The organism is Ezakiella massiliensis (genome assembly GCF_059862345.1).
Window position 1 is genome coordinate 416,541 of sequence record NZ_JCBCEO010000001.1, and the last position, 14,495, is coordinate 431,035.

The window sequence follows — 14,495 nt, forward strand, 5'->3', positions numbered from 1 at the left end:
ATTGTCCCCTCTTAAATAAAAATAATAAATTATAAAAATAAAAATAAAATAAGGATGAGCATAGGCTCACCCTTATTGTAACACTTTTTTAATTTTTAGTCTACTTTTTAAAGCTTTTCTTGCTAAAGTCGTACCAGAAACTAGATGCTAAGAACAATGATGAATAAGAACCTGCAAGCAAACCAATCAATAATGGTAATGCTAGGATCTTAACAGCTTCAACACCTACATAATACAAAGTAACTACAGCTAGAACTGTTGTAACGGTTGTAATAATAGTACGTCTTAAAGTCTTATTAATAGATTCATTGATAACTTGTTCAATTGTACGGCCATTCATAAACTTCTTTTCTTCTCTAATTCTATCAAATATGATAATTGTAGCATTGATAGAATAACCAACTATTGTTAAAATAGCAGCAATTAAGCTCGAGTTAAATGGTAGTTGGAAGATTGAATAACAAGCAAGAGTTACCAAAACGTCATGCAACAAAGCACATACTGAAGCAAGTCCAAACTTAAATTCAAATCTAATTGTGATATAAACTAACATCAAAGCACCAGCAATTAAAATTGATGTTAGTGCTTTTTGTCTGGTTTCACGTCCCATAGTTGCGCCTGTAGTATCGTTGGAAATTTTTTCTTTTTCAATACCAAACTTTTCTTTTAGTTGATTTTTTATATCTGCAACTTCTTTTGAATTAAAATCTTTTGTGCTTTTTACAATTGCAGTTTGCTTCTGTTCACCTGAATATACTACTGATGAGGTATTATCAAGTGGTTTAAAAATTGACATCAGCTCATCTGAATCCAATTGACTGTCAGCATGTATTTCAAATACAGTACCACCTGTAAAGTCAATACCATAGTTGAATCCATTTATAAAATAGAAGACGATTCCTGTTAATATAAATAGAGCTGAGATAACATAAAATATTTTTCTGTTTTTAATAAAATCCATAATAAACCTCCTATGCTCCCCATACCTTTGGATTCTTTGTCTTAATGAATCCAGTCATTAACTTTAGAATCAATCTTGACAATAGAACTCCCGTAACCATTGATGCTACAATACCTAGCATTAATGTAATACCAAAGCCTTTGATTGATGCTACACCAAATTTATAAAGAACAAGTCCTGCTATAAATGTAGTTACGTTTGAGTCAATAACAGATGATAAAGCCCTATGATGACCTGCGTTTATTGCAGCTTCAGGTGTTTTACCAATCTTCAATTCTTCTCTGATTCTTTCGAAAATAACAACGTTTGTATCAACTGCCATACCGATAGATAAAATCAAACCTGCAATGCCTGGTAAGGTTAGTTTAACATCTAATAATAGATAGAAAATAACAAGTATTTCTGTGTATACAGTTAAACCAATTATAGCTGGGATTGATAAAGCCTTATATAAAATCAACATAATAATCATGATTGCAATCAATGAAATGCAAATTGCTAAAATTGATTTTTCATAAGCATCCAGACCTAATGTAGGTCCTATAACTGAGCTTGTTAATTCTTCAAGTGGTACAGGAAGTGCCCCAGCCTTGATAAGTGTTGCTAATTTAGCAGCTTCATCAATAGACATATTTTCACCACTAATTTGAGCTTTGCCACCACTAATTGGAGTTTGAACTATAGGTGATGAAATAACTTCATTATCTAAAACAATAAAGAGTAGTTTCTTTTGTGGCTCTGTTTCTGCGGCAAGTCTTTGAGTTGCCTCATAAAATAAATCTGAACCTTCTTTATCAAATTCCAAGCTAACAACTGGTACTTGTCCCTTAACAGGATCATCTGTATATTGAACCATAGATTCAACAACATTTTTACCTGTAAGAACAGTCTTGCCGTCTGGATCTACAAAAGCTAATTGTGCAGTCTTGCCAATAAGCTCCATAGCTTCTTCAGCATCTTTAACTCCTGCTAATTCAACCCTTATTCTATTGCCACCTTCAATAGCAATATTAGGTTCACTAAGTCCAAGACCGTCTACTCTTTGTTGAATAACAGCCTTTGACTGCTCCATAATTCTGGTTAGTTCATTACCTGTAGCATCAGTTTGTGCTTCAAGTAGAACATAAACCCCACCTTGAAGGTCTAATCCGAGTGATATAGCATCCTTCGCTTTTACAAATTCTTTATTACCAACCTTTAGGCCAAAAAGACCCACGCAAGCAATACCTAAAACAATCGCTACGATGATAATAAAGGATATAATGGATTTTTTATTCATAATCCCTCCCTAATCCTGATTTGCAAGTACAGATATAGCACATTCAATGCGCTTTCTTTCCATCTCGCATCCAATTTTATAAGTCTTATTAATGTCATGGCTTTCAAACCAAGAATTAGCATGGCAGCCGCCACTACAATAAAACCTTGCCCAACAATCCTTGCACTCATCTTTAGTAAATACATTTGTGCATTTGAATTCATCTCTAAGTTTAGTATTTTCTACGCCATTATATACGTCTCCTAGCTTAAATTCCTTCTCGCTAACAAACTGATGGCAAGGATATAAATCGCCAGTTGGAGTTACGGCCATATATTCATGACCTGCTCCACAACCTGAAGCCCGCTTAATAATACATGGACCTTGGTTTAAGTCAATCATAAAGTGAAAAAACATAAACTTATCATCTGTCTTTAATATATCAATATATTCTTTTGAAAATTTCTCATATTCTTTTAAGATTTCATCCAGGTGTTCTTCCCTAATAGCATAATATTCATTAGGGTCTGTAACAACTGGTTCTACAGAAACTTTTTTGAAGCCCTGTTCATAGAAATCACGTATATCATTAGAAAAATCTAAGTTTTGATTAGTGAAAGTTCCTCTAATATAATAGTCCTTATCGCCTCTTTGCTCAACAAGTTTTTTGAATTTAGGAACAATAATATCATAAGATCCTTTATCGGTTAAAGTCTTTCTCATTTTATCATTTACAGACTTTCTACCATCAAGGCTTAATACAATGTTACTCATCTCACGATTTAAAAAATCAATCTTATCATCCGTGAGAAGAACCCCGTTAGTAGTGCATGTGAATCTGAATTTTTTATTATATTCTTTTTCAAGCTCTCTGCCGTACTTGACAAGTTCTACTAATACATCGTAGTTCATGAGAGGTTCGCCGCCAAAAAAGTCTACCTCAAGATTTTGTCTATTACCTGAGTTTTGGCATAGAAACAATAAAGCTTGCTTACCAACTTCTAGTGGCATCAAGCAACTCTCACCTTTAAAATTTCCTTGAGCAGCAAAGCAATATTCACACTTTAAGTTACAATCATGAGCTAAGTGTAAGCAAAGGGCTTTAACCACATTTTGATTCTTAAAAGGAATCAGATCCACTTCAATTGGATCTGTAAAAAGCATTTCTTCATCAATCAGCGTATTGATCTCAGAAATTGCTGTATTAATTTCATCTTCACTATAATTGAACTTCTTAGATAATTCTTCTACTGAGTATTCATCAAATATATCAACTATATCATAAATAATTTTATCCACAACATGAACTGCACCTGAATTAATATCTAGAACAATGTAAGCATTGTTTAGATAAAACTTGTGGATTTTATTTAACTTATCCATCATCAAAAAAATAGAGTGGAGAGTTCCACTCCTATTTTAAATTTGGATTTTCACACTTTTGGTTTCCAACAGTGCAGCTTGTTTTGCAGGCTGATTGACATGATGTTTGACATTCACCACAACCACCTTTGCAATATGTGTGTTTTAAATTTTTCTTTGAAAGTGTTTTAACAAATTTCATTTTAACCTCCTATATTTGTCCTTCGATATCAGCATTTTTTGCATCTTTTTTATCAGCTACAGTGCCTACTGCTGATTTTAAAATTTCTACAACAGTACCATCTGCAACTTCAATCAAAATGATATCTTCTTTAACCTTAACAATTTTACCAAGGATACCACCGATTGTTATAATGTGATCTCCTGCTTTTAGTTCACTTCTCATATTTGAGATTTCTTTTTCACGCTTCTTTTGAGGTTTAATGATAAAGAAATAGAAAAATACAAGTACTAGAACCATTGGTAGTAAACTCATCAAAGGATTTGCAGCTGGAGCGGCAGCTTCCAATAAAGAGTTCTTAAGTAAATACTCTAAATTAAACATATATTCACCTCACTTACAGTAATTATACAATATATTTTATATAATTGCAATGATTATTTTAGATAACCGTATGACTTATAAAATTCTTCTTTGTATTCTAAAAATCTATCCTCTTCAATTGACTTCCTAATATTTTCCATAAGATTTATTAAAAAGTGTATATTGTGATAGCTCAAAAGTCTTGCGCCCAGAATTTCTCCGGAAACCATTAGGTGTCTGATATAAGCTCTAGAATAATTTTGACAAGTTTCGCAAGTGCAAGTTGGATCTAATGGGCCAAAATCATTTTTATACTTAGCATTTTTCATATTAATTCTACCATTAATTGTAAAAGCTGCACCATTTCTGGCATTTCTTGTCGGAAGCACGCAGTCCGCCATGTCAATTCCTCTTTCCACAGCTTCAAAAAGATAATCCGGAGTTCCAACTCCCATTAAGTACCTCGGCTTATCTTCCGGCATATAATCAGTTGTTACATCCATCATTTGATTCATCAAATCCATAGGTTCCCCTACACTTAGTCCACCAATTGCAAAACCTTTTAGATCATGCTTGGTAGTTTCTATTGCCGATTTGATCCTTAAATCCTCATACATGCCGCCTTGAATTATACCAAACAAGGCTTGATTTTCGTTATTGCTCTTTGCATCAATGCATCTTTTAAGCCATCTTAAAGTTCTGTCAACTGAGTGTTCTACATAATCTCTATCAGCAGGATAAGGAATGCATTCATCAAAAGCCATCATTATATCTGAACCAAGATTCTCCTGAATTTTTATTGACTTTTCTGGAGATAAAAATATTTCACTTCCATCCAAATGGCTCCTGAATGAAACACCTTCCTCCGTAATTTTTCTGTTATCAGTAAGGCTAAAAACCTGGAAGCCACCTGAATCTGTTAAAATTGGACCATTCCAATTCATAAATTTGTGAAGGCCTCCAGCTTCTGCAATCAATTCATCTCCTGGACGCAATAATAAATGATAGGTATTGGATAAAATTATTTTTGCATTTAACTTAACCAGGTCTTCTGAACTTAATGTTTTTACTGTTGCCCTAGTACCTACAGGCATAAAAATTGGAGTAGGTATATCTCCGTGTGGAGTGTGCAAAATACCTCTCCTTGCTTTTGATTTAGTATCAGTTTTTAACAATTCAAATTCAAATGTCATCTATACCTCCTACCTAATGAACATAGCGTCGCCAAAAGAGAAGAATCTATATCTATTTTCCACAGCATATTTATATATATCAAGAGTTTTTTCTCTTCCGATTAATGCCGAGACTAGCATAATTAAAGTTGATTTTGGTAAATGAAAATTAGTTATTAATGAATCAATCATTTTAAATTCATAACCAGGATAAATATATATATCAGTGCTATGATGACCAGGAATTAACTTTCCATTTTCGACAGCACTTTCCAAAGTTCTTACTGTTGTAGTTCCAACAGCAACAATCTTTTTCCCATTAGCTTTAGCGTTATTAATCTTTTCTGCAACTTCTTCTGAGATAAAATAATCTTCTGAATGCATCTTATGTTTAGATGCATCTTGCTCAGTTACTGGTTTAAATGTTCCCAAGCCAACATTAAGTGTAATGTATTCTAGCTCAATACCTTTATATTTAATCTTCTCAAGTAATTCATTTGTAAAATGAAGACCAGCCGTTGGGGCTGCAGCAGATCCCGGAATTTTTGAATAAACTGTTTGATATCTTTCTTGGTCTTTTAGTTTTTCATGAATATATGGTGGTAGTGGCATAGTACCAATTTCTTCTAAAATTTCTAAAAGAACTCCTTTATAATGCATTTTAACAGTGCGTATTCCCTCTTCGTCAAAGCTTAAAACTTCAAGCATAAGCTTATCACCAAAGTAAAATTTACTGCCTACCTTTGCTTTTTTCCCTGGTTTTACCAAACATTCCCATATATCTTTTTCCTTTTCATGTAGAAGCAAAAACTCTACACTTTCATCTTTGTTTTCTCTGGATCCATAGATCCTTGCAGGAATTACACGTGAATTATTTAAAACTAAAATATCACCTTCATCAATTAAATCTGCAATATCTGAAAATTTTTTATCTATAATCTTATCTTGATCCTTATAATAGCACAATAGTTTTGAATCGTCTCTGCGTTCAAGTGGATGCTGAGCGATTAATTCTTCAGGTAAATAAAAATCGTAATCATTAATATCAATCATATATTTTCTTAACTTCTGCTCCTTCGTAATAAAATCTTACTATATCTCTGTAATTAAAATTCTGTTTGGCCATTTCATTGGCTCCATATTGGCTCATCCCAACACCATGACCAACTCCCATTCCAACAAACTCTACTTCATTATTTCCACCATTGTTATATAAAGTAAAAGAATCACTTGCCCTTCCGTATCCTTGCAATAGACATGATTTATAAAGACTTTCATTTTGATTAGTACCATCCATAAGAGCAGGTGAATTTATTTCAAATTTGGTGGATTTTAAATTTGATACTCCCATTAGACTTCTAAATCTTTCAGCTCTTAATGAAACTTTACCTCCAGCGTATTCAACACCAACAGAAACAATCCTTCCCAATTCGTTTTTATTAAAAACAATAGATGTAAAGTTTGACATATGGGTCCCCTTTGATAAATTTTGGTCTATTAGACCAGTATTCGTCTTGTAAGTCCAATTTACTCTAGGAGAATTTAAGGAATAAGGGTCGCTTTTTGCAATCAAATAAGGGAATGCCTTACCCCACGTATCTTCAGCGGCTGCAGTTGCTCCTCCGCTGGTAGATCCATATGTGGCATCAATAATCTCATCATTATAAACAATAACTTCTCCCCTAGTCTCATCAACTGCATCTTTTATCTTTTGGCTTACACCTTTATTCCCTCTATAAACTTGAGATATAGCATCAGAGGTAAGGTTATATCCTTTATCAATAAATTTTTTACTGTTATATAATGCATATGACCTAGCTGCTAATGCTTGAGCTTTTATGGCCTCAACTTCAAAAGAGTCACCGACTTCATTGGCTACAACCGAATATATATAAGTCTCCATATCAATTATATTAACTAAAGATTTTCCGTTTTCAGCTAAGGTAAATAAACCATTGTATTCATGATTGTTATATATAACTTTATTATCATTTGCTTTTACCTTTATATCCATATAAGGTCCGTAATTGCTTGACCCTGACTCTATAAAAATTCCATTATTATAATAAATTTTTATATTATTATCATATACAGTTTCTATAACAGTATATCCATCAAGCAATTGAAAGCCCTCACTAGTCTGAAGCGAGAAACCATTTTCAGAAGAGCCTATCTTAATCTTTAGCTCACCAGCATCAATCAAATTCTCCGCACTTATTTGCTTAGTACTTATAGTAAAAACAAAGATCGTTATTAATAACAAAATTATAATTTTTTTCATAATTCACCCTTGTAATCTATATTTAAGTGTTCTGCAGCCTGGCGAGTAGCAATTCTTCCCCTAGGTGTTCTAAGTAAAAAACCAATTTGTAATAAATATGGTTCATACACATCCTCAATAGTTGAACGATCTTCCGCTGTGGCTGCACTTAATGTATCAAGTCCTACAGGTCTACCAGCAAATGTAACAAGTAATGTTTGTAAGATCTTTCTATCAGTCTTATCTAAACCTAACCCATCAATTTCTAACATTTTTAGAGCCTTATCAGCATTTGATTTGGAGATTACCCCATCATCTTTTACAATAGCATAGTCCCTAACTCTTTTTAAGAGCCTATTTGCAATTCTTGGTGTCCCCCTACTTCTTCTAGCTATTTCATAAGCACCATCGTCTTCAATTTTAACATTTAAAATTTTAGCTGATCTAATAACTATATCTTTTAAACTTTCCACATCATACAAGTCTAAATTCAGCTGCACACCAAATCTGTCTCTAAAAGGTGAGCTGAGTAGACCTGCCCTTGTTGTAGCGCCAATTAAAGTGAAGGGTTCAATGTCAAGCCTCAAACTTCTTGCAGTCGGTCCTTTACCTACAATCATATCAAGACAAAAATCTTCCATGGCAGGATATAAAATTTCTTCTACAGACCTTGAAAGCCTGTGAATTTCGTCAATAAATAGCACATCACCTGTATTAAGATTTGTCATTAAACTTGCAAGATCTCCGGGTCTTTCAATTGCAGGGCCACTTGTAACTTTTAAATTTACACCCATCTCATTTGCAATAATTGTTGCAAGAGTTGTTTTACCAAGTCCTGGTGGCCCATACAACAACACGTGATCTAGGGTATCCTTCCTGATCTTTGCAGAGTCAATAAATATATTTAATTTGCTTTTAACTTTATGCTGACCAATATAGTCTTCAAGCCACCTAGGCCTTAGACTATTATCAAACACATCTTCATTAGATTGTAAATTGCTGGAAACAATTCTATCACTCATAATATCATCCTTTAATTAATCGTCTTTAAAAATACTTTAATCATTTCATCAAGTTCTAAACCTTTTAGATCTAGTTTTGCAATATGTTTTGTTATTTCATATCTTGAATATCCTAGACCTTCTAGAGCATCAATTAGATCAAAGTCAGGATTATCTGAGAGCTCATCGCTAGAAACGATAAATGATTTTACCTTATCTTTTAGTTCAATAATAATTCGAGCAGCAGTTTTTGCCCCTATTCCAGGACAAGTTGCAAGTAATTTATCATCACCTATATTTATTGCATTAACAATTTCATCTGTGTTTAAGGCTCCAACTATGCCCAAGGCTGTTTTAGGACCAACCTTAGAAACTGACCTTAGCAAATTAAAAATCCATTTTTGATCTTCATTATAAAAACCAAAAATAGCTATCCTATTTTCAGATACTATCTGTTCGGCAAAAATCATCCTCTCGCTACCCACAGATACATGGTCTCTCAAAGAAGCAGGAGCTTCTAACTTGTAACCTATTCCATTTATATCTATAACTATATTTTCAGAATCAACTTTAACTATCTTTCCTTCAAAATATTCGTACATATCTACTCCATCCTGTATTGATCTTTGAATCTACCAGCAAATGATAAACAAATTGCAATTGCTATAGCATCTGCAGCATCATCTGGTTGTGGCATATGATCCATATTAAGTAAATTTTTAACCATTAATTGCACTTGCTTTTTATCAGCTCTTCCGTATCCAGTTATTGTCTGCTTAACTTGCAAAGGTGTAAATTCATATAAGGGTAAGTCATGTTGCTGACAACATAAAACTTGAATACCTCTAGCTTGGGCAACTTTAATAGCAGTTGTGGCATTTCTGTTATAAAACAATTCCTCAACTGCAACAATATCTGGTTTATATCTATTAATTAAAAAATCTAAATCATCATATAATAATTTTAAACGTTCTGGAAAAGTAATATCTGGTTCTGAATTTATGATGCCATAGTCAACTAATTTTAATTTATTACCTTCTTCATCTATAATTCCGAATCCAAGAATTGCAAGACCAGGGTCTAATCCTAAAATTCTCATAATATCCTCTGATTAATTATAACAGATAGAGAAAAAAATTACAATAAAAAAAGGGCTTAAAGCCCTTGATATTCTATAGAGCGCCTATTTTAAATCCTTCTTTTTCAACTTTTTCGCTGATATCTTGGATATTATCGGCTTCAACTCTAACTAAAACTTTTAAGATGCCCATTACTTTTGCATCCATTACAACCATGCTTGCAACGTTTACATCTTCTCTTCTAAATACATTCAATAAACGAGATAATTGTCCTGGTATATTGAAAATGTAGACAATCATTTGTTTGCCTTTTCCAAGATTGAATAAATCTGAGAAAGCTTTAAATATTGCTGCGTGGGTTAAAATTCCTAAGAACTTACCGTCAACATTAATAACAGGTAAAAATGGAATGTTTAATTTTTCAATAGCATATGATGCCTTATCAATTCCATCATCTGGATCCAGACTATTGATATCAGTCTTCATAAATTCCCTGGTTTTTAAGTTTAAGAATTCGTCTTTTGATAGGTCCTTATTGTAGTATGCTTCAAATATATCAGCCCTCATCAAGTAACCTACAAATTTGTCTCCTTCAACAACAGGTAGACTCATGAAGTTTTGTTCATCCAATTTTTCCATAGCAGTTTTAATGCTATCTTCTGCATTAATGAGAGTCAGCTGACTTTTTTCAAGAATGTGATTCTTTACGTACATAATATACCTCCTATTTGTTTTGTTCAAGCAATGATTTAAAAATGCTTACAGGTATATTATACCCCATTTCATCAATATTCTCAACTACTATTGTAATAATCATTGGTTTTTCTCCTGAAACAAATCCCGTAAACCAATAATTATATTTTTTCCCCGGTAATTGTGCCGTTCCTGTTTTACCGCCACAATTTTCTCCGATACCATAGCCAGAGGCTGTGCCAATCTTTACAACATCAAACATCGCATCTTTTATATAATCAGCTTGCCATTTTTCTATCGGAAGATTATATTTTTTTGCCTTTTGCTTTCTAGAAAATTTAAAATCATTTGTAATAATATAATCAACATATCTTGGAGAGTAAAAATATCCGCCATTATAAATTGCTTGAGTCGTTAAATTTATTGCCATTGGAGAAGCCGTTAATTCGCCCTGACCTATCTGTAAGATTGCATTTTTAAATTCATTATCTCCTTTTCTGATTGAAAAAGCATATTTTCCTCCAGTAGCTTTTTGAATAGTATTATTTATATTTTCAGTTAATTCTATTAGTGAGTCAGTATATGGAGAACCTTTTTCTGCAAAATATGTGTTTAGAGAATTTACTAAAGCCTTATGCAAGTCTGTCTTACCGTAAACCATTTTCCCGTAGTTTGAAACTGATCCCTCTCCAATATCTATGCTGCCTTTATCATCGTAATCTAAATTATCTGTATTATTTAAAATGTTTACTGCACTTATTATTTTATAAACTGACCCTGGGCTGTACTTACCATCAGATACTCTATCAAGCATAACGCTTTCTTCTGAGCTAATTGCTTGTTCGAGTTTTCTTTCATCAAATTTACCGTTTGAATAATAAGTTAAAACATCCCCGTTTCTTGGGTCTGTAATAATTACTGCGCCTTTATAATTTCCCATTAACTGCATTGATTTTTTTTGCAAATCATGATCAACAGTTAATTTAAGATTCTCACCCGATTTAAAATTATTAATCTTATTTAAAAGCTTAGTCCACTCGCTTACCTGGGATGAACCTTGTAATGTCCCATTATAAAGACTTTCTAATCCACTTGCCCCATATTTATAATCTACGTATCCAATCAAATGAGAATAAAGACTTGGATAATTATATTGTCTAATATATTTTTCGCCATCATATACAGAATAGTTTATAAGCTTATCGTTTCTATCATATATATTTCCTCTTTTTACACTTACCATGCTCCTATGTGCCCTACTGTCATATTTAGAGCCGACCAAGTATTTTTGTCCAGCAGTTCCTAGGAGTGTAAGAACGAATATTGAAAATATAGATACGATAATAAATACCAAAATAAAAAATCTAATTCTTTTATCCATTGTACGACCTCAAGCTAGCTTGCATTGATCCAAGCATTATAAATGAACTAAGCATGGAGCTGCCACCGTAAGATAAAAATGGTGCTGTAATACCTGTTAAAGGAATGATATTAAGTGTCCCTAATAAAATAACCAAGAATTGCATCATATAAAAAGATGCTATCAAGGCTGATATTTTTTTGTAAAAGTCATTATTAACATTCATTGATAATGATAATCCATCAATAGAAAGAATTAAATACAATAAGATAATTGCAATACCAATAAGTAATCCCATTTCTTCAATTATACAAGCTATAATCATATCGCTTAAGTTTACAGGAATAATATTTGGAATTCCAAGTCCCAAACCTGTGCCTAAAAATCCCCCATTAGCCATTGAAGTAATAGCAGTTACTACTTGATAGCTTGTAGATTTATATTGTTTGAATGGGTGCATCCATGTATAAAATCTAATCCTAACGTGAGGTAAAATTAAATAGCCAACATAGCCTGCAAGAACAAACAAAACAAGAGTAAATATAAAATATCTTTTATCTTTTACAAACATCAATAAGTAAGCCAGAAGCAAGGCAAAAAGTATTAAGGCTGACCCAAGGTCTTTTTGTATAACAAGCAGTCCCATATAGGTAAGAGTTAAAATTATATTTACTAAATTATAAGTTACCCCAAAAATCTTTTCGCTAGGAGATGAAGCTAGCTGAAAAATATAAAGTATCTTTATAATTTCCATCGGTTGAAAAAGGTGGCCAAATATTCTCACCCAATTTTTTGCCCCGTGGTCCACTACACCAAAAGTCAAGGTGATTGCAAAGAGAAAAAATATGCCTCCAATGTAATATAAGTATAGCTTATTTAAAAATTTTAAATTTTTAACTGCTATATATGATATATACATTAAGATTGATCCAATACAAAACCAAAACATTTGCTTGAAGCCGTATTCTGGACTGAGTCTAAAGATTTCTATTACACCTATAGAAAAAATCATAGAAACAATGGCATAGTGCCTACCAAAGCCAAGCATCCGAGAATTTAAAAATACATTTACAAGCCCAACCGCCAAAATAACAACTGGATAGAAAATATATTTGCTTGAAAAATTATGAATTGGATAAAAGGCTAAAACAATGATTGCCAGGACTTGAAATAAAAAAACATAGTAATAGCTAGAAAAAGTCTTCCTCATTTCATTACCTCTATTCTAATACCTGCTCCACCAATGCTTATTATGTCACCTTTTTTTATAACAGCTCTCTTAATTTTTTTGCCATTAATAAAAGTTCCATTTGAGCTTTTTTGATCGACAATGAAAAAATCTTCTCCATTATCTATAATTTGAAAATGTCTCTTGGATACTGCTAAATCTTTTGTTGTATAGTCATTATCAACACCCCTACCAAGTGTAAAATTATTAATAATAGGGACATCAACAATTTGGCTTCCTTCAATTATTCTAATAATAGTAATCCTATTTTTGCTTTCTTTTGTAAAATAGGTTAAAATATCTTTAAGGATATTGATAATAAAATAATACACAACAAGAATAAATAAATATTTAAAAATTGTGGATATAATAGAAAATAAATCGAAATTCATATTTGCTCCTAAAAATGAGGTGTTAAATGAGAACTTGTATGGAAGAGTGCCTAAATTATTTAAAGTTTAGTCGCACTGAAAAAGAAGTAAGAAATTATCTCTATGAAATGGATTATAAGACCAATGAAATAGAAGATGCAATAGCCTATGCTAAAGAACTAAAATATATTGATGACTACGATTATGCTTACGCATATGTAAATGACCATGTTTTAATTAATAAGTGGGGCCCGATTAAAATAAAACTAAAATTAAAAGAAAAAGGAATCCCCGAGGAATATATCAACAATGCCCTAATGGATAATGAGAAAGATATAATGAATAATCTTTATCAGCAATTTGAAAAAAAGGCAAATAGCTTAGATCTAAGTAATCAAAAAGATAAAAATAAAATAATTAGACATTTGTTAAATAAGGGTTATAATTACAGCGAAATATCAGAGGTGCTTAACTCTTATGAATAATTATTATGTCTATATATTAGAATGCAATGACGGGAGTTATTATTGTGGAATCACTAACAACCTTCAAAGAAGATTAGACCAGCATAATAAAGGTACTGCAAGTAAGTGTACCAGAGCGAGACTTCCTGTTAAAATGGTTTACCATGAAAATGATCACTCTAAATCTACCGCATTAAAAAGAGAAGCACAAATAAAAAAGCTTACCCATAAACAAAAATATGAGCTTATTAAAAATTCCGAAACTTAGGTATCGGTTTTTTTATTGCTAATTTTTATCTACAGGTACGCTTTCGAGTTTTTCTCCTTCGTCTGTCTTTCTATTTTTAGGAATTGGCTTTTTGCCTCGAGCCTTTTTATTTCTTTTTTTGTTTTTTCCATACATAATGCCTACCATACTTGCATAAATGATTGAAACAAGACCAACGCTTCCACATATGATTGCTGTTTCTAAATCATTTACATTGGTCCTTATTATACTGCTCTCTCCATTTAGTATAAGTAGCTTTAATGCATATAAAACCAAAATAATACCAGGGATAAATTTTATTATCCTTCGTCTTGGAAACAGTATATGAAGAACCATAACAAAAATTGCTGCAAGTAAAAAATAATATAACTTTGAACTAACATTCGAAGTGTATGGTATTAATTCTTTTAAAATTTTTAAAATTTGATCCATAAATCTCTCCACCTCCAGTATAAACTAAAAGTGCAAAAATAT

General features: G+C 32.2%; 18 protein-coding genes. 2 read left to right on the top strand and 16 right to left on the bottom strand.

Annotated elements, in window-relative coordinates:
* Positions 1–100 precede the first annotated feature (100 nt).
* The 15 genes from secF to AC6FXG_RS02015 all read right to left on the bottom strand — a co-directional run bounded on the left by secF (position 101) and on the right by AC6FXG_RS02015 (position 13,310).
* The gene (gene secF / locus AC6FXG_RS01945; RefSeq protein WP_075573598.1) at positions 101–961 is read right to left on the bottom strand and encodes a protein translocase subunit SecF; all 861 of its coding nucleotides are present in this window, start codon (positions 959–961) and stop codon (positions 101–103) included.
* Between the two features lie 10 nt (positions 962–971).
* Positions 972–2,240 (bottom strand): protein translocase subunit SecD, encoded by a 1,269-nt coding sequence (secD, locus tag AC6FXG_RS01950; protein WP_075573597.1) that lies wholly within the window; start codon positions 2,238–2,240, stop codon positions 972–974.
* Positions 2,241–2,249: 9 nt separating this feature from the next.
* Positions 2,250–3,602: a thioether cross-link-forming SCIFF peptide maturase gene (gene scfB / locus AC6FXG_RS01955; RefSeq protein ID WP_500571343.1), complete on the bottom strand. Its 1,353-nt coding sequence runs from the start codon at positions 3,600–3,602 to the stop codon at positions 2,250–2,252.
* A 31-nt stretch (positions 3,603–3,633) separates the two neighbouring features.
* Positions 3,634–3,783, bottom strand: a complete 150-nt coding sequence (gene scfA / locus AC6FXG_RS01960; protein ID WP_075573596.1) for a six-cysteine ranthipeptide SCIFF — start codon at positions 3,781–3,783, stop codon at positions 3,634–3,636.
* A 9-nt stretch (positions 3,784–3,792) separates the two neighbouring features.
* Positions 3,793–4,146, bottom strand: coding sequence for a preprotein translocase subunit YajC (gene yajC, locus AC6FXG_RS01965; protein ID WP_075573595.1), 354 nt, complete (start codon positions 4,144–4,146; stop codon positions 3,793–3,795).
* A 53-nt stretch (positions 4,147–4,199) separates the two neighbouring features.
* Positions 4,200–5,318 (bottom strand): tRNA guanosine(34) transglycosylase Tgt, encoded by a 1,119-nt coding sequence (gene tgt / locus AC6FXG_RS01970; RefSeq protein ID WP_500571344.1) that lies wholly within the window; start codon positions 5,316–5,318, stop codon positions 4,200–4,202.
* Positions 5,319–5,327: 9 nt separating this feature from the next.
* The gene (gene queA, locus AC6FXG_RS01975; RefSeq protein WP_500571507.1) at positions 5,328–6,347 is read right to left on the bottom strand and encodes a tRNA preQ1(34) S-adenosylmethionine ribosyltransferase-isomerase QueA; all 1,020 of its coding nucleotides are present in this window, start codon (positions 6,345–6,347) and stop codon (positions 5,328–5,330) included.
* Positions 6,343–7,578 (bottom strand): SpoIID/LytB domain-containing protein, encoded by a 1,236-nt coding sequence (locus tag AC6FXG_RS01980; RefSeq protein WP_500571345.1) that lies wholly within the window; start codon positions 7,576–7,578, stop codon positions 6,343–6,345. The genes queA and AC6FXG_RS01980 overlap by 5 nt, the downstream gene beginning before the upstream one ends.
* On the bottom strand, positions 7,575–8,579 hold the full coding sequence (gene ruvB / locus AC6FXG_RS01985) for a Holliday junction branch migration DNA helicase RuvB (RefSeq protein ID WP_075573591.1): 1,005 nt from the start codon (positions 8,577–8,579) through the stop codon (positions 7,575–7,577). Before ruvB ends, AC6FXG_RS01980 begins: the two co-directional genes overlap by 4 nt.
* 11 nt (positions 8,580–8,590) lie before the next feature.
* A complete protein-coding gene (ruvA, locus tag AC6FXG_RS01990; protein WP_075573590.1) occupies positions 8,591–9,160 on the bottom strand; it encodes a Holliday junction branch migration protein RuvA in 570 nt (189 codons plus the stop codon).
* Between the two features lie 2 nt (positions 9,161–9,162).
* Complete coding sequence (gene ruvC / locus AC6FXG_RS01995) at positions 9,163–9,657, bottom strand: crossover junction endodeoxyribonuclease RuvC (RefSeq protein WP_075573589.1); 495 nt, start codon at positions 9,655–9,657, stop codon at positions 9,163–9,165.
* Positions 9,658–9,730: 73 nt separating this feature from the next.
* Positions 9,731–10,351 carry a CBS domain-containing protein gene (locus tag AC6FXG_RS02000; RefSeq protein WP_075573588.1) on the bottom strand — a complete coding sequence of 207 codons (621 nt, stop codon included), beginning with the start codon at positions 10,349–10,351 and terminating at the stop codon, positions 9,731–9,733.
* Positions 10,352–10,361: 10 nt separating this feature from the next.
* Positions 10,362–11,711, bottom strand: a complete 1,350-nt coding sequence (locus AC6FXG_RS02005; RefSeq protein WP_500571346.1) for a penicillin-binding transpeptidase domain-containing protein — start codon at positions 11,709–11,711, stop codon at positions 10,362–10,364.
* Positions 11,704–12,900 (bottom strand): FtsW/RodA/SpoVE family cell cycle protein, encoded by a 1,197-nt coding sequence (locus tag AC6FXG_RS02010; RefSeq protein ID WP_500571347.1) that lies wholly within the window; start codon positions 12,898–12,900, stop codon positions 11,704–11,706. The genes AC6FXG_RS02005 and AC6FXG_RS02010 overlap by 8 nt, the downstream gene beginning before the upstream one ends.
* Entirely contained in the window at positions 12,897–13,310 is a 414-nt protein-coding gene (locus tag AC6FXG_RS02015; RefSeq protein WP_075573585.1) for an FHA domain-containing protein, read from the bottom strand. The genes AC6FXG_RS02010 and AC6FXG_RS02015 overlap by 4 nt, the downstream gene beginning before the upstream one ends.
* Positions 13,311–13,336: 26 nt before the next feature.
* On the opposite strand from AC6FXG_RS02015, the gene AC6FXG_RS02020 reads away from it, so the two are divergent.
* Both AC6FXG_RS02020 and AC6FXG_RS02025 read left to right on the top strand, forming a co-directional pair.
* Positions 13,337–13,774: a regulatory protein RecX gene (locus AC6FXG_RS02020; protein WP_500571348.1), complete on the top strand. Its 438-nt coding sequence runs from the start codon at positions 13,337–13,339 to the stop codon at positions 13,772–13,774.
* Positions 13,767–14,021: a GIY-YIG nuclease family protein gene (locus tag AC6FXG_RS02025; protein ID WP_500571349.1), complete on the top strand. Its 255-nt coding sequence runs from the start codon at positions 13,767–13,769 to the stop codon at positions 14,019–14,021. The genes AC6FXG_RS02020 and AC6FXG_RS02025 overlap by 8 nt, the downstream gene beginning before the upstream one ends.
* Before the next feature lie 18 nt (positions 14,022–14,039).
* Here the strand turns inward: AC6FXG_RS02025 and AC6FXG_RS02030 are convergent, their stop codons facing one another.
* A complete protein-coding gene (locus AC6FXG_RS02030; RefSeq protein ID WP_500571350.1) occupies positions 14,040–14,453 on the bottom strand; it encodes a hypothetical protein in 414 nt (137 codons plus the stop codon).
* Positions 14,454–14,495 lie beyond the last annotated feature (42 nt).

Bases quoted from the DNA above. Each gene is read 5' to 3' on its own strand.
- secF (WP_075573598.1), bottom strand. From the start codon at position 961: ATGGATTTTATTAAAAACAGAAAAATATTTTATGTTATCTCAGCTCTA.
- secD (WP_075573597.1), bottom strand. From the start codon at position 2,240: ATGAATAAAAAATCCATTATATCCTTTATTATCATCGTAGCGATTGTT.
- scfB (WP_500571343.1), bottom strand. From the start codon at position 3,602: ATGGATAAGTTAAATAAAATCCACAAGTTTTATCTAAACAATGCTTAC.
- scfA (WP_075573596.1), bottom strand. From the start codon at position 3,783: ATGAAATTTGTTAAAACACTTTCAAAGAAAAATTTAAAACACACATAT.
- yajC (WP_075573595.1), bottom strand. From the start codon at position 4,146: ATGTTTAATTTAGAGTATTTACTTAAGAACTCTTTATTGGAAGCTGCC.
- tgt (WP_500571344.1), bottom strand. From the start codon at position 5,318: ATGACATTTGAATTTGAATTGTTAAAAACTGATACTAAATCAAAAGCA.
- AC6FXG_RS01980 (WP_500571345.1), bottom strand. From the start codon at position 7,578: ATGAAAAAAATTATAATTTTGTTATTAATAACGATCTTTGTTTTTACT.
- ruvB (WP_075573591.1), bottom strand. From the start codon at position 8,579: ATGAGTGATAGAATTGTTTCCAGCAATTTACAATCTAATGAAGATGTG.
- ruvA (WP_075573590.1), bottom strand. From the start codon at position 9,160: ATGTACGAATATTTTGAAGGAAAGATAGTTAAAGTTGATTCTGAAAAT.
- ruvC (WP_075573589.1), bottom strand. From the start codon at position 9,657: ATGAGAATTTTAGGATTAGACCCTGGTCTTGCAATTCTTGGATTCGGA.
- AC6FXG_RS02000 (WP_075573588.1), bottom strand. From the start codon at position 10,351: ATGTACGTAAAGAATCACATTCTTGAAAAAAGTCAGCTGACTCTCATT.
- AC6FXG_RS02005 (WP_500571346.1), bottom strand. From the start codon at position 11,711: ATGGATAAAAGAATTAGATTTTTTATTTTGGTATTTATTATCGTATCT.
- AC6FXG_RS02010 (WP_500571347.1), bottom strand. From the start codon at position 12,900: ATGAGGAAGACTTTTTCTAGCTATTACTATGTTTTTTTATTTCAAGTC.
- AC6FXG_RS02015 (WP_075573585.1), bottom strand. From the start codon at position 13,310: ATGAATTTCGATTTATTTTCTATTATATCCACAATTTTTAAATATTTA.
- AC6FXG_RS02020 (WP_500571348.1), top strand. From the start codon at position 13,337: ATGAGAACTTGTATGGAAGAGTGCCTAAATTATTTAAAGTTTAGTCGC.
- AC6FXG_RS02025 (WP_500571349.1), top strand. From the start codon at position 13,767: ATGAATAATTATTATGTCTATATATTAGAATGCAATGACGGGAGTTAT.
- AC6FXG_RS02030 (WP_500571350.1), bottom strand. From the start codon at position 14,453: ATGGATCAAATTTTAAAAATTTTAAAAGAATTAATACCATACACTTCG.